This window comes from Sporomusa sp. 246TCP1, assembly GCF_057319775.1.
Genome location: NZ_CM170492.1, coordinates 4,561,604 through 4,579,543, shown reverse-complemented (window position 1 = coordinate 4,579,543; position 17,940 = coordinate 4,561,604). Strand labels below are relative to the sequence as shown.

Sequence of the window (17,940 nt, the reverse complement as noted above, 5' to 3'; positions counted from 1 at the left end):
GACGTGAAAGTACTTAAAACACCCAAAAGCAGCAGTAAACAACAGGATCATGAGTTAGTAGAAACCGTAGCAGGTATTGTTAAAAAGGTACAGCTTGAAGGCGATCAGGCTATCAAGGAGCTTACCCAAAAATTTGATGGTATTGATGTAAGCAGCATTAGGGTTAGTAGTCAAGAGATTAAAAATGCATATAATTTAGTAGAAAAAGCGACTGTTGAGCATTTGCAATATGCGACTGATCAGATTACATTTTTTGCGGAAAAACAGTTGGAATGTCTTAAGCCTGTCGAAGTAGCAACCAATGTGGCTGGAGTAACACTTGGGCATCGGCTGATTCCGGTGAAATCCTGTGGCGCGTACATACCTGGCGGTCGTTATCCGTTGCCTAGTTCGGCCCTGATGTCAATCATCACCGCTAAGGTTGCCGGCGTCAAGCGGGTTGCGGCTTGTTGTCCGCCTTCGCGGGAACACCAAGCCATCCATCCGGCGGTACTAGTCGCTATGGATATCGCTGGTGCTGATGAAGTGTATCTTATGGGTGGAGCTCAGGCTATTGCCGCCTATACATATGGTACAAAATCCATTGAAAAGGTAGATTTAATTGTCGGTCCTGGCAATAAATTCGTTAATGAAGCTAAACGTCAGGTCATGGGAGCGGTTGGCATTGACAGCCTGGCAGGCCCTAGCGAAGTGCTGATTATCGCTGACGAGAGTGCGGTACCGGAATATGTGGCTATCGATTTGCTGGCACAGTGTGAGCATGACCCGTCAGCCAGAGGCATACTTGTTACCACAAGCGAAAAACTGGTGACTGAAGTGGAAGCTTTATTAAAACAATATGTTGACATGCTGCCAACAGGTCAGACAGCAGCGAAGGCCTGGGAAGACAATGGTCATATTTTGCTTGTCGATGATTTAGAGGAAGCGATTGCAGTAGCCAATGAACTGGCGCCTGAGCATCTTGAAGTGCAAACAAGTAAGGATGACGAAGTGAGCAAGGCGTTAACAAACTATGGCTCTTTATTCATTGGTAAATATACACCAGTATCGTTTGGTGACTATGTTTCCGGAACAAACCATATACTGCCTACAGCGGGGACAGCCAAATATTCCAATGGGGTATGGGTGGGAACCTTTATTAAAACATCATTCTACCAAAAGGTCTCAGCAGAGGGTGCTAAGAACCTTTCTGCAGCCTGTATGCATCTGGCCGGTGTCGAGGGCCTGTATGCTCATCAGAAATCTGTGGCCCTCAGGGTGGAATAACAGCCGTTCAAGGAGATAGCATATGCAAAGCAGTATCTTACAATTAAGAGATATTTCCAAAGTATACCCTGGCACGATTGCGCTGGAAAGCGTAAGTCTTGCTGTGCGCAAAGGGGAAGTACATGGCATTATTGGTAAAAATGGCGCAGGCAAGTCAACGCTTGTCAGTATCATAGCAGGGATTATCTCACCGACAAGCGGTGAAATAGTGATTGGTGATAAGAACTTCAAAACCTTGTCAAGAAACAATGCCAGAGATCAGCTGATTTCGATTGTCACCCAGGAGCCGCAGGTTATCCGGGATTGTACGATCGCTGAAAATCTATTTATGCCCGATTATGCCAGTAAAGGCTTTTTTATCAATTGGAATAAGATCAATTCTATGGCGCAGAGCATTATCAGTAAAGCTGGTCTGAACATGGATTCCAGTATGAATGCTGGTGATCTATCGATAAGTGAACAACAACTGCTGCTGGTCGTCAAGGCCTGTTATGTGGAAAAGTCCCAGATTATCATTCTGGATGAGGTATCGGCATCCCTCACCCAGGATGATGAAAAATTACTATATGATATTATCCAGAAAAGGAAAAGCGAAGGCTGTACCATTATCTATATTTCTCACCGGACAGACGAACTGCTTAACGTTTGCGACAGGGTGACAGTTATCCGCGACGGCAAAGCGGTTACAACCAAGGAATGTGCTCAATTGAGCAAAAAGGAATTATCTCATCTGATTGTCGGTGATGGTTATACCAGTACTGCGGTTACCAATGATTTGCCGGTAACACAGGGGAAATCAGAAGAGGTTGTATGTAAGGTCAATAACTTTACCAAGTACGGACAATATCAGGACATTAACTTTTCGTTAAAAAAAGGCGAAATCTTAGGGTTTGCCGGGCTGCGAGGCAGTGGACGGACCGAAATATTTAAGGGAATTGTGGGGATAGATCCGGCAGATGAGGGATCGATAACCATTAAGAAGGAAACAAGAAGATTTAAAAGTCCGGCCGAGGCTTTTAAAAGCCGTATCTTATATTTGCCTGAGGACAGAGATAAAGAGGGGCTGATTAATTGCTTAAGTGTGCGGGAAAACCTAACGCTGAATATATTACCGCGCATTAGTCAAAATACAGTCATTAAGCCAGCTAGTGAAAATGACTGTGTAGCCGGGCTTATTGACATGCTGGATATCAAGGCATTCTCACCGGAGCAGGAGGTTAATGAGCTAAGCGGCGGTAACAAACAAAAGGTTATTGTCGGCAAAATCATGGCTGCTGAACCACTGGTGTGCATCTTGGATGAGCCAACTCGCGGCGTGGACATTGCCGCCAAGGAAGGTATTTTGTCGATTATCAAAAATAGAATGAGTAAATACTCCAGTGTGATCATAACCTCGCCTGGGATTGAAGACCTGGTCGAAGTATGTGATCGCATTTTAGTACTTTATCAGGGAAAAATAATCGCTGAATTTACAGCAGAAGAATTTGATGAAAAAGTAATCTATCATGCACAGCAGGGAGAAAGGAAGGTCATAAATGCCCCAGAAATGGAAAATTTTCTTGCTAGATAACTTAATCTGGGTAATTGTAGCACTGTTCTTCTTACTGAACGTGTTTATAACCCCACAGTTTTTTTCGGTAAAGAATATTGTTAACATTTTTTACCATTCCGCAATTATGAGTATGCTAGTGTTGGCCGAGGGTATTATTTTGATCATCGGCAAGATGGATTTATCTTTAGAAGGAATACTTGTATTTGCGCCAGGCGTTACCATGATTATGGCCACTAAGCTAATACCAGGCGGCCTTAACCCGGTATTGTGTATTGTGTTAACGTTGGCCGTTGGCGGCTTGGTTGGCTTGTTCAACGGCTATTGCGTAACCAAAGTGGGGATTAATCCATTTTTACAGACACTGTCACTCAATATTATGCTCAGGGGCTTTGTCCTATTTTTACTACCATTTTCTATTCATCCGTTAAATGAAATCTATACGTTTGCTGGTAAAGCAAGACTATTTGACGGTATGCTGCCTGTGGCTATTCCCCTGGTTATTTTGATTTTTGCGGCGTTTCAATTTGTAATGAAATACACGACTTTTGGCAGACAATTTATGGCAACAGGCGGCAATTCCCGGGCTAGTTTTATCTCTGGCATCAATACTGACCGTATCATTATTATGGGTTTCATAATTAGTGGTGTGTTAGCTGCTTTTGCCGGACTGTTAGCTGCAGGCAAGCAGGACTCTATTTCTAATGCTATGGGGCAAAATTTACTGATGGTGGCTTTTGCTGGTGCCATATTAGGTGGAACAAGTCTTGATGGCGGCAAGGGTACGATTATTGGTATGTTCGGCGGAGCCATTCTGCTGGCCATGATAACCAACTCACTTAATCTGCTGGGCGTCAATGTAAGCCTTGTTTATGCAACCGAAGGAGCATTGATCTTCCTGGCAATCCTATTAGATAGAGTAAAGGTAAAAGTTAAAAACAACATACTGCATCAGACCAAGATGAAGGAGGTATTAGAGCATAAAAATAATACGGTAATATCGTCAGGTCAGTGAATGAAATAAGGGGTGGATTATATTGAAAATGTCGTTGGTAAAAGTAATTATCGCCGTACTTACGCTGTCATTGCTGCTAGTGGGTTGCGGTTCACAGCAAACAAAGCCGGCAGATGGACAGAAGAAGCTAGTATTTGGTATGATTGTTAAGGATATAAGCACACCATATATCCAGGCATTTATTCAAGGTGCTGAGAAAAAAGCACAAGAGTTAGGTGTTGAAATAGTTATTAAGGACGGCCAAGGTGACAGTGATAAGATTATGTCGATAATGGACAATTTTATCACGCAGAATGTCGATGGTTTTATCATGGCCGGTGCTGTTGATTTAAAGGCCATTGTTCCAGGGGTTAAGCGGTTAAATGAGGCCAAGATACCGGTTATGGCGCTTGACACTTCCCCCGAAGGTGGTAAAGTAGACTTGTTCGTGTCGTTTGATATTAAAGATTCCAGTAAAAAAGCAGCCGAAGCCTTTGTGCAAGGTATCAAAGATAGAAATGGCGGCAATGTCCCACAAGGGGTTGTTGTAGAAATAACCGGTGATTTGCGGGATATGTTCACCAAAGAATGCTCCAGCGGCTTTAAGTCGGTTATTGACCAATATCCGCAGTTAACCATTGTGCAAGGAGAAGGTAAATGGAATAACACGGATTCCCATGACCGGACTAGCGATTTGTTGACAAGATATGGGAAAGAAATTCTGGGAATCTATGTGCAAACACCGGATATCATGGGTATTGGAGTCGTATCGGCCATTGAAGCTGCAGGCCTTAAGGCGCAGGACTTTGGTATTGCCGGTATCTGCATTGGACCAGAAGGTATAGATTTGATAAAAGACAAAAAGGTACTGGCAATTATAGAACAACCTGCTAAGGATTCTGCCGAACTTGCTGTACAATATTTATATAATATTAAAAAGAATCAACCCATTCCTAAGATTGGTGATACAGTTGAGCAAAAGGATGCTTTATGGGCACCGGCAAAAGTTGTCAAAAATCCGTTTGTTGATGAAGGCGCCTACATGATCCTCAAGGGCTCGCTGGTACCACTGGAAGTAAAGGTAGATGACCCGCGGCTGTGGGAGAATCAATTAAAAAAATAAGAAAACTGTCCAACGATTGATGTGGAGGGAAGGCGCAGGATGAAAAGCAACTACCGTGTGGCCTATGATAAGGGGTGGCAGGATCTAAAACAAAAAGAACCGGCAGATATTGCCCTAAATATGCAGGTGCAATATTTACCAGTAAAGCAGCAGTTTATCGTGCCTTTTCTTAATGAGAACTATATTGTTGATTTGGCGAAGGAAACTCTGGTGCGTGAAAACGATGGTGAGACGCCTGAGATTAGTGCAGCTATACTGGTATTGCACTATTTATCCTTCTTTCAATCTGCCGCAGAGGTCGCAGGCAAATGGGTAAGCTTGAAAGAGATACCCAATGGGGGCATGTTGTTTTATCCCGCCTTTCATAAAGACGCAATTTGTGGTTTGATTAAGGCCTTTGGACATCAGACTGGGGCATTTCTTGAGTGCGCTGCTATTCTTGGCGGGCAGCCGGTCAAAGCTGGCGATGTAGCCGCATGGTTTCCCGTCTTCCCGAAAACGCCGTTGCGTGTGGCTTTGTGGGAGGGCGACGAAGAAATATCAGCTAATGCAACCATGTTGTTTGACCCTTCCATTGAACACTTCTTGCATATCGAAAGTGTTATTGCTCTAGGGGAATATCTTGCCAAAAGACTGATCAAGCTGGCGCCGCAGACAGCAGGCTGTTAGCGCCGGCAGGTAAAAAAAATAGGCATCTGTAGACATATTTGTCTACAGATGCCTATTTTATTGGTATAATGAGAAAGTTAATAATTACTTGAAGGGACTTAGCAATAACCAATGGCCAAAATAATGTCGCTATTTACAACAATTCCTGTTGGGTTACTCCTGATCATGGGTATAGCCTATTCGTACTTTACTATGAATAATTACTTGTTGCCAGCTACTATCGAAAACTTTGCTTATGGCATATATGGTATTGGCTTGGTGTTGAGTTGGTGGTTTAATCGCAGTCGAATATTTTTCATTATTACCACGCTTGCAATTTCGCAGGTTGCTCTCAGTGATTTAGCAGTAACTGTTATTGGCATACCCGCTTTTTCAAAGATAATTTATTCTGTTATTTGTATCTTGCTGCCGTTAAATATACTGGTTTTTTCTTTAATAAAAGAACGGGGCATTTTTAATTTTTGGGGATTAGGGCGTTTTAGTATTATTGGCTCCCAATTGTTTTATATTGCACTAGCAATTACCTCGAACGACGATACCTTGCTGAGTTTTTTTTACCTAGAGCCGCTGCCAGCAGATGTGGCTGTTATCACCGCAGTTCCGCAATCGGCGCTGGCAGCCTATAGTGTTGCAGGTGTGCTGCTGGTAAGAAAGCAGCTGAGACAGTACTCGTCTTTGGATAATACCTTTAGTGTTGTGCTGGCTGGTTCCCTGCTGGCGCTGCACTTAAAAACAGAGCCGCTGGCAATCCCTATCTTCTTTGGCACTGCTGGAATACTACTCATCATGGCGGTGATCCGGGATTCTTATTCAATGGCTTACTTGGATGAACTAACCGGTTTGCCTGCTCGCCGCGCTCTTAAGGAAGAACTAATGAAATTACGGGGCGAGTATACGATTGCGATGGTGGATATCGACTTTTTTAAAAAATTTAACGATACTTATGGACATGATACTGGCGATGAGGTACTGCGACTTGTGGCAGCGGTGCTCAAAAAGGTAGAAGGGGGCGGTAAAGCCTTCCGGTATGGTGGTGAGGAATTCACGATAGTATTTCCTTACACTACCAGCGCAGACGCCATCCCCCATCTTGAAAAGTTGCGAATCGCGGTGGAAAAAACCCCCTATGCGTACCAGAAGCGGCAAGTGAAAAAGACTAAGCGCCAACCATCTGTCAAAAAATTGTCTGTGACTATTAGTATTGGGGTAGCAGAACGCAGCGAGAAGAATAAAGAAACCGAAGCAGTAATTAAAGCTGCTGATACCGCCCTCTATCGTGCCAAAGATAAGGGGCGAAATTGTGTGAGTAAGTAAGGGAGAATTGTTTAACGTAACCGATCCAGGTGATATTATTATTACCCAGGATTGGGGACGATGATCAACATTTTGAGGCTGAGCTTGAGTGGATAAATACTATGTTATGCAAGTGAGAAGGAGCGTATAACGATGCGCGAGCGAGATATAGGTATTGGCGTAGTGGTTGTTGTTTTTTGGGGTCTAAACTTTATTGCCATTAAAATGGGTTTGCAGGATGTCCCGCCGCTGCTATTAGGAACGCTGCGGTTTCTTTTTGCTTGCGTTCCGGCCATTTTCTTTTTTCCCAAGCCTCCCATTCCTTGGTCTTGGTTAATTGCCTTGGGGCTATCGATCAATGTGGGACAGTTTTCTTTGCTGTTTATGGGGATGAAGGTAGGTATGCCAGCTGGCCTGGCTTCGCTGGTACTGCAGTCCCAGGCATTTTTCACCTTGTTGATAGGTGTGGGTTGGTTGGGTGAACGTTGGCAGTGGAACCATTTGGCAGGTCTTATTGTGTCAGGCAGTGGCATGATCATCATTGGTTCGCTGCAGGGGGGCGAGATGACAATCGCCGGTTTTGGACTAACGGTGGCTGCCGCAGTTTGTTGGGGTGCAGGTAACGTTATTATGCGCCGCGCTACCCTAGGAGTAGCTTCGTTTTCGATGGTTTCACTGGTAATATGGGCCGGCGCAGTTGCTATTTTGCCGTTGGCCCTATTATCCTTGATACTGGAAGGCTATGATGCTTGGGTGATTGCATATCATTCGCCTACCTGGACAAGTGTGGGCTCGATTGTCTACTTGGCCTATCTGGCTACCCTGGTTGGCTATGGTTTATGGGGAAAGTTACTTTCGCGTTACCCGGCTGCAGTGGTTTCCCCGCTCGCGCTATTGGTACCAATTGTAGGCATGAGCAGTTCAACTTTATTGTTGGGGGAAAAAATTTCGTTATGGCAAGGGGTCGGGGGCATGCTTGTTATGATTGGTCTGGTGGTGCATGTTTTTGGCAGTAGATGGCGATTTAATAAGAAATGAGCATCCCCTTTAACGACATAATCGTCGCAGGGGATGCTCATAAGCTTAGGGGAGCGCTTGTCTAAAATATGATAAGGAAAGTATCGATAGATTCTTCACACTTAAGAGGGAATGGCTAAATCAGATAGTTTTACCAACGGAGTTTCTAAATCCAAACTCTCTTTTGTAGATAGCAATTGTATAGGATCAAGAATAATAATCATACGCTCATCCACTTTGCCGATTCCCTTTATGTAGGTTAGGGTAAGATTGCTACTCAGGGTGGGTGCTGGTTGTAAATCTTCTTCATTAAAGTGGACAATATCTGTTACTTCGTCGGCAATACAACCGACGACCTGCCCATTAATATTTAACATGATAAATTTGGTTTCTTCTGCGTCAGATGTTTCGTTTAGTCCAAATTTCTTGCGTAAATTGAAGATATAGTTTACTTGTCCGCGGAGATTGATCATACCCTCGATTTCGCGAGGAAGTCCGGGTATTTTCTGTATTTTGTATTTTTGGGCGCGTAGAATGCCATTAACAGTTAAGGCATCAATGCCGTATTCACTGCCATCGATTTCAAAAATGACTAATTGAATGTTTGCCATAAGCTTATTCCTCCGTTCCTACTAGATCAGGTCTCATTAGCCAAAGCTGTTAATTGCTCAGTTATGCTAGTAATTTCCTGTACACTGGCGGTTACCTCTTGAATAGCTGCTGCTTGTTGTTCAACAGTTAGCGCAGTTTCACTGCCCATAGTAACGGTGCGATCAACAGAATTTCTTATTAGGGTTGTAAATTCTTTGATTTTACCAACCGTTGCTTTGGAGTCTGCGGATAGCTTTCTAATTTCTTGCGCCACAACGCCAAAGCCCAGACCGGCCTCACCTGCCCGGGCCGCTTCGATAGCTGCATTTAAACCTAACAGTCGGGTTTCATCGGCGATTTCTTTGATAAGATCCATAACACTATTGATTTCACCAGTAACCGAGCTAACATTACCAATTTCAGAATTTAAATTAGCCTGATTGTCACTTACCGTGCCAGCTGAAGCGGCTAATTCCTCCATGGTGGCTGAAATTTGATGCAGACTGTCATCCAATACTGTAGCTACTGCTTTGAGTTTTCGCTGCTGAAAAGCGCTCTTGGATATAGCATTAGCAACCGTGAAAAGTACATTGGCAGCTGATTCGATGCTTTCTCTTGATAGGATGCGTACTTCCTTGGTAGCTTCAACATAACCGTCGGCGTCAACACCAATTTCGCCAGCGATTCTTCTGTATTTTGGTTCGTCAGGACTTGACGTGAGAACTTGACCGCCTAAGATTGTTCCCAGTAACCTTCCTTCGACTAGTATCGGCGCAGCAAAGTCAATCAACCCTGCATGGCATTCGAACACAAAAGGCTTACCGGTGCGTACGGCTTCTTCGCCGCCCTTGCGATGTGATTCCGCACAGCGTTTGTCACCACATTCTGTCGAATGAGTATAGTCTATACAGAATCTGGTATACATACTGGGATTTGTTACTGGTTTGCCGTCCTGATCAACTGTAACGCTGGCTACACCAACGCCCTTGGCAAAATCATCCTGAAATTTTTGCAAAAACCCAATATCGATTATATCGGTTAGCTTAAGAGTGTCTAAATTTACTTCATAACTGGTGGCTCTGTTTTGTGGTCCTTGCTGGCTCATGTAAATTCCCCCTTATATGTTGTTGGTAAGGTACCGAATTTTCTAACTAATTAGTAATATTCTAGTTGAATTCGGCAAATCCTGTATTGGAATATAGTTATTATTTTCACATAGGCAGTAACAAGTCGATAAAACAATAATAATAAAAATTTATGTCGAATAATGTAACGACAATTTTAACCTCGGAAGCAACAAGGTAAGTAGAATAGTGTGGCGAAGTATATTTAATAATAGATACAAATTTTCAATGAATAGGAAATATTAAATGGAGGTTGAGAACATGGAGAAAACGTATTTGGCGGCAGTGAAAGACAGAAGGACCTTTTACAGTATCAGTAAAGACATTGTAACTACTGATGAACGTATTCACCAGGTTATCCAGGAGGCTGTCAAGTATACTCCCTCAGCGTTTAATTCGCAAACTGCCAGAGTGGCTATTCTCTTAGGAAAACACCACGATGAACTATGGAACATTGCCAAAAATGAGCTTAAAAAAATAGTTCCGGCCGAACGATTTGCTCAGACAGAAGAGAAAATTAATAGTTTTGCTAATGGATATGGTTCGGTGCTTTTCTTTGAAGATATGGCAGTTGTTGAAAATATGCAAAAGCAATTCCCAGCATATAGTGACAACTTCCCCATCTGGTCCAATCAAGCTTCCGGCATGCTGCAACATGTGATTTGGGTAGCATTGGAGATCGAAGGTCTCGGCGTATCATTGCAGCATTACAATCCTCTTATTGACGAAGCCGTCAAGCAAGAGTGGAGTATACCGGCGACCTGGAAGCTGATCGCACAGATGCCATTTGGTAAATCTACGGCAGCACCTGGCGACAAAGAGTTTCAGCCGCTGGCACAACGGATAAAAATTTTTAAATAATATGGTAAGCGTTAGCTGGAAATTCCCGCTAACGCTTAGTTAAACTTATCCAGGGTGTAAGATATTGATTTTTTTCGGTGTGCAGGATATAATAGCAAAAGTAAGTGTAATAGGCTCTTGCGATGGTGAGAATATTGGATAACAACTACTATATGGGTTTAGCGCTGGCTGAGGCCCAAAAAGCTTTCGACCTTGGAGAAGTGCCGATTGGGGCTGTTTTGGTTATGGACGACCAGGTTATTGCCAGTGGACACAATATGCGCGAAAATTGGCATGACTCTACTGCACATGCAGAGGTAATAGTCATCCGGGAAGCCTGTCAAAAGCTGAGTCGCTGGCGGTTGACGGGAGCGACACTTTATGTTACGATAGAGCCGTGTCCCATGTGCGCTGGTGCGTTGGTCATGAGCCGGGTTGACAAGTTGGTATATGGTAGCCCGGATTATAAGGCGGGGGCAGTGGAATCTCTTTTTAATATTGTACAACATTCTGCGCTCAACCATCAGTTGGAAGTAACAGCCGGAGTACGCGCCGAAGAATGTTCCCATATTATGAAAGAATTCTTCTGTATGCGTAGGAAATAAATATGGAGAGGTGTCCGAGTGGTCGATGGTGCTTGACTCGAAATCAAGTGTCCTGTCAAAGGGACCGTGGGTTCGAATCCCACCCTCTCCGCCAGTGAAATCAAGGCTTCGGAGCATATCCGAAGCCTTTTAATTATGGTTAACTTGTATCCATAGTTGTATCCATGACAAGGCAAAATTAAAGTTTTTACATATCTTACACACGTAAAAACACGGTATTTACATATAGAAACAAATTTATTTTTTAAAACGCTTCTCGAATTCCTCGAGGGCTTTTCTTTTTTCTTGAGGTATTAGGAACATAAATACAAGCAATCATCATACAAATCAAATAGCCAGCGAGAAGTTTTTGCTGTAGCGGTGATAAACGCATCTTTACTCATCTCCTCTCTAACTTGTCCTATAAATTCACATATTCTATCAACTCAAAAATACCATCCTCCTTCACGTATCTTTCGATTTCCCCGTCATACATATCATTACAGTAGCATTCATCGAATAGTAACCACCACGCAAACTCATTTGCTTGTCGCTCAAATCGACTAGGAGAAAATAAGGTATGTTCAACCATAAAGTAATATCCCCAGCCTTTGTGTAATCTGATATGACCATGCTCATGAGCACAAGTTTGCTTTTGCAAGTGAGCTGGCAAATTACTGTTTATTACTATAAATTTTCTCTTTAAAATTCGATCACAAACGCCTCGAGTACGTTACATAGGTCTAAAGACTACCTCAATATTCAAATAGGAAGCTAGTTCGTATGGGCTGCGAGTGTGGTACTTTTTGCTAAATTGTTTGCACGTTGTTTAATGCGCATATATGCCTCCGGTCATAAAACTAACGTTCGCCAAAAAACGATAAATAAAAACGCATTAGAGTGGTGTTATATCACTTAGCGCGTTTAAGTAGTGAGATTTCTGCTTCATTTTCAAAAAGCCGTTTAGCTAGGATATCAAGCTTAGTCTCAACGCGAGGCACAACTTCGAACTTCTTGATACGTTTTTTCGATTAGTTCAAGGAGGGCATCGTTAGCCTCTTTAGTGTTTTTAGATCCGGTATCAATTTTAGTTTCTAGGCTATCAAGACGCTGTTTAATTTCTTTATTGTCTTGGCGTAATTCTTCAATGGAAGCGTTATTATTACCAACCATAGTGATTAGTTGTTCCATCTTTTTTTCAAGGAGGTCAAACCGTTCTTCACTCACCAGTAACATCTCCTTTCGGTTTGCGCTTATTAAGTTCTTTCGCCCTTTTGTAAAGGTGGTACTGGATAATATCAAGTATTTCTTGCCTGTCCTCTTCATCAAGAGGAGTTTTTGGAGAGTGCTATGGTCAGGCTCGCGTCTTCCTTGTTCATAATTGGCAATCTGTCCTCTTGAAAATCCAAGTAACTCAGCAAGTTTATATTGAGATATATCTTTTTCAACTCTGAGCTTTTTTAGATGCTTGGAGCTATTGAACGAGGAAGTAGGAATCCATCTTTAATTCTTGCTAAAAAAATTGCAGATTTCTTCCATGTATCAGTTGAAGAAATTTTTTTGACAATAGTGGAAACGAAATGTGTCTAAATTCTAAACTGCCCAAAACCGGGTAATTACTAATCCACCTTAATTTCCCCGAACTTCTTTTCAAAATCAGCAATGTGTTGTTTTAAAGCCTGTCGCACCTGCATATTTAGTGATCTGCCTTCGAATTTGGCGATATATGCAAGCTTCTTTTTGTACTTATCTTCAATGCGTAGAAATATTCGTGGCAAATCCGAAGTCACTGTAGATGCACCATAGCCTTTGATTCTGTGCTGGATACTGAGTCAATTCGCAAGGAACAAGCTGATAACAAAGCCGGATAATTCCGGCTGAAATGAACTTGGACAAGTGGGGTGATATCTTGGCAAAACGCAAAAACTGTGCCACCAGCGGCGGTAAGATTCTGCCGGGTACCGGCATTCAAATGTATGATGTGAAAAGCATGCAAAAGTCGTGGACGTGCATGATAACTATCTTTGCCATAAACCTTTCGTGAAGCTGCCGCAGAAGGGGGCGAAGCGACCTTCTTAGAGATAAGAAATATACCGATTACTTGCCGTTTTGCACAGGTTTCTCTTTCGCTTGCCCGGACAAGATGACTGCCAAGACAGAGTTGCCTGATAATATTGGCTTAGTTTATTACCGGGAAGATGGCAGCCTAAGGACAGTAAGAAAACCGAAGCACACATTGCCGAGCCCGGAAACGTTAAATAATATGCGCAGGTATCTCGTTCTATCGGACAGGCAGTAACCGGCAGCAGATAGCTGCAGCGATGCGTCAAGTGGCAAGAGAGCGTCAACTTAAGTCTGAAGCTGAGAGGGATGCCAGGAGGCTCAGAGAATCATTGTATGCCTTGCAGGACAAGTATTATGATCTGAAGCATGGCAGGGAGGCGTAATAAGTATGAAAGCCATCACAATCTTGCAACCGTGGGCGTCGTTAATTGCCTGCGGCGTGAAGCAGATAGAGACACGGAACTGGCCGACTAAGTATAGGGGGCTAATTGCGATTCATGCAGGAGCAAGATTTGACCGTAAACTCTGGAATTTATCTCTTGTAGATCCGATCAGGAAGACTCTTGATGATATGGGATATGGAAACCGTAATGATTTACCGTTTGGTGCGGTGATTGCCTTAGCTGACTTGATTGCCTGCGAAGAAATGGCCATGGATAAGATTGTGTTATGGCGTGATATATACGGCAAAGAAGAAATAGCGTTTGGTGATTTTCAGCCTGGCCGTTATGCCTGGATATTGAACAACGTACGCCAGATCGAGCCTGTACCGGCCAAGGGTATGCAGCGGCTTTGGGAGTGGGAGGGGTGTAACCATGCAGCGGCGAAAACAATCTAACAAAATAACTTATTGGGGGGAAAACAATGTCTAAAAAGATTATCTTAGTTTGTTTTATACTCGGATCTTTGATCTTAACAACTGGATGCCAATATACAGCGAGAAAATTAGGAGGCACAACCACCGAACAATTACCGGCAAATACAAAGCTTGTAAATGTCACTTGGAAAGAGAATAGCCTATGGTTGGTAACAAGGCCTATGAGAACCGATGAACAGCCTGAGACGTATGAGTTTAAGGAGTCTTCGATCTTCGGGATAATGGAAGGGAAAATAGTAATTAAGGAAAGCAGATAGAGCATAGAAAAAGGGCGGCATAGTGTCGCCCTAATGGTGTTATTATTGTGGGGGTGGGGTACATATGAATAATAAGAGTTGTGGCAATTGTTTCTACTGGAGTGCTAATCATTCAGAGCATAAGCGGTGTAAGGATTGTGGGGATGGACGAAATAATTTTCAGGAAATGATTGAAAAGTTACACACTAAGATGAATGAATTGCTCTAAAGAAAACATTAACTGATCCAGAAGTTGTCCGGGCAAGCCAGATGCTTGATGTGCTATTAAATGAGTACCAGCGAATGCTGTCAGAAAAAATTAATAAATAGAGCCTTATGGCTCTTTTTTCATGTCCCCCAATCAGTTTTTTACCAATTCTCTATTTTTTCCTGGTAAATTGTTCTTTATCAGGGAAGGAGGGGAAAACATGGGAGATTATGACGAAGTGTTAAGTCAAATTGAGAATCTTCGCCAAGTGCTAAATAAGTTAGTTCTTGAAAAAGGCATTTCAGATTTAGAAGTAATGCAAATTAGTAAGCAACTTGACGAAGTTCTCAATAAGTATCACAAAATGTTTAAGACAAGGTAAGAGATAAAGAAACCGTTCGAATAGGACGGTTTCTTTATGCCCAAAAACAGGAGGCGATACCGTAAATGATAAACCAAAACCTAAACCTAAACCTAAACCAAAACCAAAACCAAAACCAAAACCAAAACCAAAACCAAAACCTAAACCAAAACCAAAACCAAAACCAAAACCTAAACCTAAACCTAAACCAGTACCAACAACCATATCTGCTTTTTAACTGACTGTATTTAACTTCAATTCCCTAGCGTTTAAAATACAGAGCTTTGAAATCATCAGTAGTTAAATCCACATTCATAATATTGGTGACTAGCTTTTCTACTTCGCCAGTTGCCAGAATAACGTTAATGATTCGAACTGTTAAAGTCTTATTTTTATGAATAAGCGTGAAAAGTTGATCCGGATCATTTGCTCTGTCAAATTCCGGAAGAAATTTATTAACCTTTACTCTCATCAAGTATTTCAATTGTTTACTTTCTAAAAAATCAAACATATCTTTTGATGGATAACCCCGATCAAACAAAAATAAATCATTTTTAAAGCCTTTAAGCTCAAGCCTTTCGATAAGATCTTTTGCTACATCTCTTTCTGTGTTTCCATGTACGTATATCAGATTCAAGTATGATATCATTTTCTATATCATATATCACACACATACCATCGCCCTTGCTTGCTGCCTGTCACTTTGGTTATGATAATATCCGAAATGTTCTCTGTTGTTAACTGTATTTGGAATTTCAGTAATGCTGCCGGGGTATCCATCCCGATTATGGGGATACTTCTAAAAAGGTGAAAAGGCTTGTTTTGTCATAGTATTTTCCCCGCCTAAAAATTCAAACCAATCATCTATTTCAAGAAACTTTTTATTATCCATATATAAAGCCCTCGGCACTGGCCGGGAGCTAATTTCTTCAGTTTATAGAAATATAAATTACAATTTGACAAACTTTTGTAAATTAGTTAACTATAATAAAATTATAATAATTGAATGGAGTGATTTTGTGAAAAAACTGACTATTATTACAGTTTTATGTCTGTTTTTAATGTCGATTGGTGCTATTATTGTGTCTGCAGAAGAAATTGTTCAACCATCTATTACTAAACCCAGTATTGCGGTAATACCTTATATCAATTCTACGGAGGAAAATAAGGGATACATACAAGAAGTTGGAACACAAAATACACAGAGCAATATTCTAATAAGAGCTTCAATCTTATACCACTTGTTGAAACACAAAAAGTCTTGAAGAGTACAGGGTTTGACACTACTAACAATGTATTGAGGGACATAGGGGGACGTTCCTTTCTTGGCAAGGAACGGAATGCAGCGGCTTTGGAATGGGAGGGACCATGATAGTTTGTTATTAGTGGGGCTCACTATCTTTATAAAACCACTTATGGAATGAATACCAAATGTACCAACTGATTAACCATAGGACATACGAATGATACCAATTATATCCATTGTGATATACAATCAGGTTGGTATACTTTACAGCAAAATATTCAAATCCTGTTAGAATCGTTGTCCAAAGAAAAGTCCACTTAATCCTTGACATTGGAGAGTACCTTACCCAAAACATAGCTAGGACTGGTACAATAACAACATTTACGGTAAAGGAAATGTCTTTTATACCAGTTAAAAGTCTAGTCGGAAATTCCCACCAGTGAAAATAATTCGCAATATAACAACAAAGATTAGCATAGTAACTGGCAAACAATCCAACAGGGATAAACCGTTTCAATTCTTTACGAGCAACAATAACAGCCACTATAGCAATAAGTATAGAGAAATATTGTATTAATAACTCAGTAGACATAATATCATCCTTTACTAAGAGAATACATTAGATTTAGACTATGTAGTTTAGGTCAATAAAATCAAAAAAATTAAAGAAGTAACGTACTACCAATGACGTACCCATTGCGAAAGGGAATGTACCACTTGAAATGGATAGATGCGTACCAAACCCCCAAAATAGGTTCCACCACCCGGCGACCAAAATGCCAAAGGCCATGGCGCACCCAAAGGCAATAAAAATGCCGTTGGTAATCGTGTCGGTAAAGGAGGCATGCAGGGAGAGCTTTAGATCTTGGATTTGGAATAAAATAAATTAGTAGTGATAAATTATACATTTTTAATGAAAATTAACTTCTAAACGGGTTCTAAATCGGTTATAATATGCATAGAACATAATGAACGTCCCTATTTGGCGTAGGGACGTTCATTGAATAGGGAGGTTACTTGGTTGCTTCATGGATGATTTGATAGATCAACCATAAGGCACCACTTGAAACGGTTAGCGTAAACCATCTCGTTTTCAAGTGCATAGTACTCAACTCCTTATTCGGTTTAGGACGGGCCGTAACCCCGTCCTATCTTAATTATACGAGAAAAGTTGTAATAATTCAGTCGCTAGAAGGGTGATTTATCCGACTAAGATGTATTAAATTAGGCGATTTTCCGACAAACTACCCTCAATTTGAATATTAGTAATAGGTGGAAATTAAAAAGTAAGGTCGCCGTGTCCCATAGGTGTTGGAGCACCTATGGGCACGAGCAGGTGAACGCGCACCTACACGTAACAGCGAACTGTCCACGACGACAATCTTATTATACCCGGTTGTTAGCTGAATTACAAGTTTTGACAATTGGAGTGTAATGATTGACGCGTTAAGCAGGGGCTGAGCGACTGCATGCAGTATTCGATGGTATCATATCTTGATACAGGTTTGGCAGGACACGTTGATGGGTTCTGTTATTTGGGTTGTTTCCTGTATCTTGATACTGTTGCAAAAATCGATTTGGATCGCATGTGTAGGGTAGAAATAATCCTGCATATGTGATCCTTTTTAATTTCCTCCAGATAAAATTAGGAGGAAGGGTTTACTGACTTATGAATATCAGATACCTGGATTGTAAGAAACAAGAAATTGAGCTATATGATGAAATTTGGGAACTCGCTAATGGGCAGGGGACGCTGCCCATTCACCAGGCAGCGGTGTTCTTTTTGCCGGAGCATGATCCCCATCGTCCCCGTGTCCGGTTCTGATTTTACACCTCCTATGAGTCAAGTAGAAATGTATTACTTCGAATCACCATGAGCGATTCCAGTGAACGTGAAT

At 41.8% G+C, this 17,940-nt stretch carries 25 protein-coding genes, 1 tRNA gene and 1 pseudogene; 19 read left to right on the top strand and 8 right to left on the bottom strand.

The features are described from left to right. Positions 1–3: 3 nt before the first annotated feature. From hisD to AC1ECB_RS21635, 7 genes are all read left to right on the top strand, one after another. Positions 4–1,266, top strand: coding sequence for a histidinol dehydrogenase (gene hisD, locus AC1ECB_RS21665; protein WP_485665725.1), 1,263 nt, complete (start codon positions 4–6; stop codon positions 1,264–1,266). Positions 1,267–1,288: 22 nt separating this feature from the next. Continuing rightward, positions 1,289–2,836: a sugar ABC transporter ATP-binding protein gene (locus AC1ECB_RS21660; RefSeq protein WP_485665724.1), complete on the top strand. Its 1,548-nt coding sequence runs from the start codon at positions 1,289–1,291 to the stop codon at positions 2,834–2,836. Next, positions 2,802–3,830, top strand: coding sequence for an ABC transporter permease (locus tag AC1ECB_RS21655; RefSeq protein ID WP_485665723.1), 1,029 nt, complete (start codon positions 2,802–2,804; stop codon positions 3,828–3,830). Before AC1ECB_RS21660 ends, AC1ECB_RS21655 begins: the two co-directional genes overlap by 35 nt. Positions 3,831–3,858: 28 nt before the next feature. Further along, positions 3,859–4,932, top strand: a complete 1,074-nt coding sequence (locus AC1ECB_RS21650; RefSeq protein ID WP_485669382.1) for a sugar ABC transporter substrate-binding protein — start codon at positions 3,859–3,861, stop codon at positions 4,930–4,932. Positions 4,933–4,971: 39 nt separating this feature from the next. Then, complete coding sequence (locus tag AC1ECB_RS21645) at positions 4,972–5,601, top strand: DUF3786 domain-containing protein (RefSeq protein WP_485665722.1); 630 nt, start codon at positions 4,972–4,974, stop codon at positions 5,599–5,601. A 111-nt stretch (positions 5,602–5,712) separates the two neighbouring features. Continuing rightward, on the top strand, positions 5,713–6,915 hold the full coding sequence (locus AC1ECB_RS21640; RefSeq protein WP_485665721.1) for a GGDEF domain-containing protein: 1,203 nt from the start codon (positions 5,713–5,715) through the stop codon (positions 6,913–6,915). Positions 6,916–7,047: 132 nt separating this feature from the next. Continuing rightward, positions 7,048–7,932, top strand: coding sequence for an EamA family transporter (locus AC1ECB_RS21635; protein WP_485665720.1), 885 nt, complete (start codon positions 7,048–7,050; stop codon positions 7,930–7,932). Positions 7,933–8,033: 101 nt separating this feature from the next. Here AC1ECB_RS21635 and AC1ECB_RS21630 read toward each other — a convergent pair whose 3' ends face one another. Both AC1ECB_RS21630 and AC1ECB_RS21625 read right to left on the bottom strand, forming a co-directional pair. Next, positions 8,034–8,522, bottom strand: coding sequence for a chemotaxis protein CheW (locus AC1ECB_RS21630; RefSeq protein WP_485665719.1), 489 nt, complete (start codon positions 8,520–8,522; stop codon positions 8,034–8,036). 26 nt (positions 8,523–8,548) lie between these two features. After that, complete coding sequence (locus tag AC1ECB_RS21625) at positions 8,549–9,607, bottom strand: PocR ligand-binding domain-containing protein (protein WP_485665718.1); 1,059 nt, start codon at positions 9,605–9,607, stop codon at positions 8,549–8,551. Positions 9,608–9,887: 280 nt separating this feature from the next. On the opposite strand from AC1ECB_RS21625, the gene AC1ECB_RS21620 reads away from it, so the two are divergent. The 3 genes from AC1ECB_RS21620 to AC1ECB_RS21610 all read left to right on the top strand — a co-directional run bounded on the left by AC1ECB_RS21620 (position 9,888) and on the right by AC1ECB_RS21610 (position 11,165). Further along, positions 9,888–10,487: a nitroreductase family protein gene (locus AC1ECB_RS21620; RefSeq protein ID WP_485665717.1), complete on the top strand. Its 600-nt coding sequence runs from the start codon at positions 9,888–9,890 to the stop codon at positions 10,485–10,487. A 122-nt stretch (positions 10,488–10,609) separates the two neighbouring features. Continuing rightward, the gene (gene tadA / locus AC1ECB_RS21615; RefSeq protein ID WP_485665716.1) at positions 10,610–11,071 is read left to right on the top strand and encodes a tRNA adenosine(34) deaminase TadA; all 462 of its coding nucleotides are present in this window, start codon (positions 10,610–10,612) and stop codon (positions 11,069–11,071) included. Between the two features lie 4 nt (positions 11,072–11,075). Then, positions 11,076–11,165, top strand: a tRNA-Ser gene (locus AC1ECB_RS21610). A 306-nt stretch (positions 11,166–11,471) separates the two neighbouring features. On the opposite strand, the gene AC1ECB_RS21605 is transcribed toward AC1ECB_RS21610, so the two are convergent. From AC1ECB_RS21605 to AC1ECB_RS21595, 3 genes and pseudogenes are all read right to left on the bottom strand, one after another. Next, positions 11,472–11,759: an ImmA/IrrE family metallo-endopeptidase gene (locus AC1ECB_RS21605; RefSeq protein ID WP_485669381.1), complete on the bottom strand. Its 288-nt coding sequence runs from the start codon at positions 11,757–11,759 to the stop codon at positions 11,472–11,474. Positions 11,760–12,037: 278 nt separating this feature from the next. After that, positions 12,038–12,277, bottom strand: a complete 240-nt coding sequence (locus AC1ECB_RS21600; RefSeq protein WP_485665715.1) for a hypothetical protein — start codon at positions 12,275–12,277, stop codon at positions 12,038–12,040. Positions 12,278–12,439: 162 nt separating this feature from the next. Beyond that, positions 12,440–12,487: pseudogene (locus tag AC1ECB_RS21595) on the bottom strand (hypothetical protein); the annotation flags it as partial. Positions 12,488–12,514: 27 nt separating this feature from the next. Between AC1ECB_RS21595 and AC1ECB_RS21590 the strand changes: the two are divergent. From AC1ECB_RS21590 to AC1ECB_RS21560, 7 genes are all read left to right on the top strand, one after another. Beyond that, the gene (locus tag AC1ECB_RS21590) at positions 12,515–12,640 is read left to right on the top strand and encodes a helix-turn-helix transcriptional regulator (protein ID WP_485665714.1); all 126 of its coding nucleotides are present in this window, start codon (positions 12,515–12,517) and stop codon (positions 12,638–12,640) included. A 319-nt stretch (positions 12,641–12,959) separates the two neighbouring features. Continuing rightward, entirely contained in the window at positions 12,960–13,094 is a 135-nt protein-coding gene (locus AC1ECB_RS21585) for a hypothetical protein (protein WP_485665713.1), read from the top strand. A gap of 408 nt (positions 13,095–13,502) precedes the next feature. Then, the gene (locus tag AC1ECB_RS21580) at positions 13,503–13,952 is read left to right on the top strand and encodes an ASCH domain-containing protein (protein ID WP_485665712.1); all 450 of its coding nucleotides are present in this window, start codon (positions 13,503–13,505) and stop codon (positions 13,950–13,952) included. 26 nt (positions 13,953–13,978) lie between these two features. Next, a complete protein-coding gene (locus AC1ECB_RS21575) occupies positions 13,979–14,248 on the top strand; it encodes a hypothetical protein (protein ID WP_485665711.1) in 270 nt (89 codons plus the stop codon). Positions 14,249–14,312: 64 nt separating this feature from the next. After that, positions 14,313–14,456: a hypothetical protein gene (locus AC1ECB_RS21570; protein WP_485665710.1), complete on the top strand. Its 144-nt coding sequence runs from the start codon at positions 14,313–14,315 to the stop codon at positions 14,454–14,456. Continuing rightward, the gene (locus AC1ECB_RS21565; RefSeq protein WP_485669380.1) at positions 14,447–14,557 is read left to right on the top strand and encodes an aspartyl-phosphate phosphatase Spo0E family protein; all 111 of its coding nucleotides are present in this window, start codon (positions 14,447–14,449) and stop codon (positions 14,555–14,557) included. Before AC1ECB_RS21570 ends, AC1ECB_RS21565 begins: the two co-directional genes overlap by 10 nt. Before the next feature lie 20 nt (positions 14,558–14,577). Then, a complete protein-coding gene (locus AC1ECB_RS21560) occupies positions 14,578–14,817 on the top strand; it encodes a Spo0E family sporulation regulatory protein-aspartic acid phosphatase (RefSeq protein WP_485665709.1) in 240 nt (79 codons plus the stop codon). Here the strand turns inward: AC1ECB_RS21560 and AC1ECB_RS21555 are convergent. Beyond that, on the bottom strand, positions 14,743–15,021 hold the full coding sequence (locus AC1ECB_RS21555) for a hypothetical protein (RefSeq protein WP_485669420.1): 279 nt from the start codon (positions 15,019–15,021) through the stop codon (positions 14,743–14,745). The two genes, AC1ECB_RS21560 and AC1ECB_RS21555, sit on opposite strands and share 75 nt — an antisense overlap. Before the next feature lie 37 nt (positions 15,022–15,058). Further along, positions 15,059–15,433 (bottom strand): transposase, encoded by a 375-nt coding sequence (locus AC1ECB_RS21550; RefSeq protein ID WP_485665708.1) that lies wholly within the window; start codon positions 15,431–15,433, stop codon positions 15,059–15,061. 382 nt (positions 15,434–15,815) lie between these two features. Between AC1ECB_RS21550 and AC1ECB_RS21545 the strand changes: the two genes are divergently transcribed. Further along, positions 15,816–16,061 (top strand): hypothetical protein, encoded by a 246-nt coding sequence (locus AC1ECB_RS21545; protein ID WP_485665707.1) that lies wholly within the window; start codon positions 15,816–15,818, stop codon positions 16,059–16,061. A 117-nt stretch (positions 16,062–16,178) separates the two neighbouring features. On the opposite strand, the gene AC1ECB_RS21540 is transcribed toward AC1ECB_RS21545, so the two are convergent. Further along, entirely contained in the window at positions 16,179–16,634 is a 456-nt protein-coding gene (locus AC1ECB_RS21540) for a CBO0543 family protein (protein WP_485665706.1), read from the bottom strand. A 1,077-nt stretch (positions 16,635–17,711) separates the two neighbouring features. On the opposite strand from AC1ECB_RS21540, the gene AC1ECB_RS21535 reads away from it, so the two are divergent. Then, positions 17,712–17,867, top strand: coding sequence for a hypothetical protein (locus AC1ECB_RS21535; RefSeq protein ID WP_485665705.1), 156 nt, complete (start codon positions 17,712–17,714; stop codon positions 17,865–17,867). The last annotated feature ends 73 nt before the right edge of the window (positions 17,868–17,940 follow it).

What these genes read in the sequence shown, in the direction of transcription:
- AC1ECB_RS21660 (WP_485665724.1), top strand. Translation starts at nt 1,289, where the DNA reads ATGCAAAGCAGTATCTTACAATTAAGAGATATTTCCAAAGTATACCCT.
- AC1ECB_RS21655 (WP_485665723.1), top strand. Translation starts at nt 2,802, where the DNA reads ATGCCCCAGAAATGGAAAATTTTCTTGCTAGATAACTTAATCTGGGTA.
- AC1ECB_RS21650 (WP_485669382.1), top strand. Translation starts at nt 3,859, where the DNA reads ATGTCGTTGGTAAAAGTAATTATCGCCGTACTTACGCTGTCATTGCTG.
- AC1ECB_RS21645 (WP_485665722.1), top strand. Translation starts at nt 4,972, where the DNA reads ATGAAAAGCAACTACCGTGTGGCCTATGATAAGGGGTGGCAGGATCTA.
- AC1ECB_RS21640 (WP_485665721.1), top strand. Translation starts at nt 5,713, where the DNA reads ATGGCCAAAATAATGTCGCTATTTACAACAATTCCTGTTGGGTTACTC.
- AC1ECB_RS21635 (WP_485665720.1), top strand. Translation starts at nt 7,048, where the DNA reads ATGCGCGAGCGAGATATAGGTATTGGCGTAGTGGTTGTTGTTTTTTGG.
- AC1ECB_RS21630 (WP_485665719.1), bottom strand. Translation starts at nt 8,522, where the DNA reads ATGGCAAACATTCAATTAGTCATTTTTGAAATCGATGGCAGTGAATAC.
- AC1ECB_RS21625 (WP_485665718.1), bottom strand. Translation starts at nt 9,607, where the DNA reads ATGAGCCAGCAAGGACCACAAAACAGAGCCACCAGTTATGAAGTAAAT.
- AC1ECB_RS21620 (WP_485665717.1), top strand. Translation starts at nt 9,888, where the DNA reads ATGGAGAAAACGTATTTGGCGGCAGTGAAAGACAGAAGGACCTTTTAC.
- tadA (WP_485665716.1), top strand. Translation starts at nt 10,610, where the DNA reads ATGGTGAGAATATTGGATAACAACTACTATATGGGTTTAGCGCTGGCT.
- AC1ECB_RS21590 (WP_485665714.1), top strand. Translation starts at nt 12,515, where the DNA reads ATGCTTGGAGCTATTGAACGAGGAAGTAGGAATCCATCTTTAATTCTT.
- AC1ECB_RS21580 (WP_485665712.1), top strand. Translation starts at nt 13,503, where the DNA reads ATGAAAGCCATCACAATCTTGCAACCGTGGGCGTCGTTAATTGCCTGC.
- AC1ECB_RS21575 (WP_485665711.1), top strand. Translation starts at nt 13,979, where the DNA reads ATGTCTAAAAAGATTATCTTAGTTTGTTTTATACTCGGATCTTTGATC.
- AC1ECB_RS21570 (WP_485665710.1), top strand. Translation starts at nt 14,313, where the DNA reads ATGAATAATAAGAGTTGTGGCAATTGTTTCTACTGGAGTGCTAATCAT.
- AC1ECB_RS21560 (WP_485665709.1), top strand. Translation starts at nt 14,578, where the DNA reads ATGTCCCCCAATCAGTTTTTTACCAATTCTCTATTTTTTCCTGGTAAA.
- AC1ECB_RS21555 (WP_485669420.1), bottom strand. Translation starts at nt 15,021, where the DNA reads ATGGTTGTTGGTACTGGTTTAGGTTTAGGTTTAGGTTTTGGTTTTGGT.
- AC1ECB_RS21540 (WP_485665706.1), bottom strand. Translation starts at nt 16,634, where the DNA reads ATGTCTACTGAGTTATTAATACAATATTTCTCTATACTTATTGCTATA.
- AC1ECB_RS21535 (WP_485665705.1), top strand. Translation starts at nt 17,712, where the DNA reads ATGAATATCAGATACCTGGATTGTAAGAAACAAGAAATTGAGCTATAT.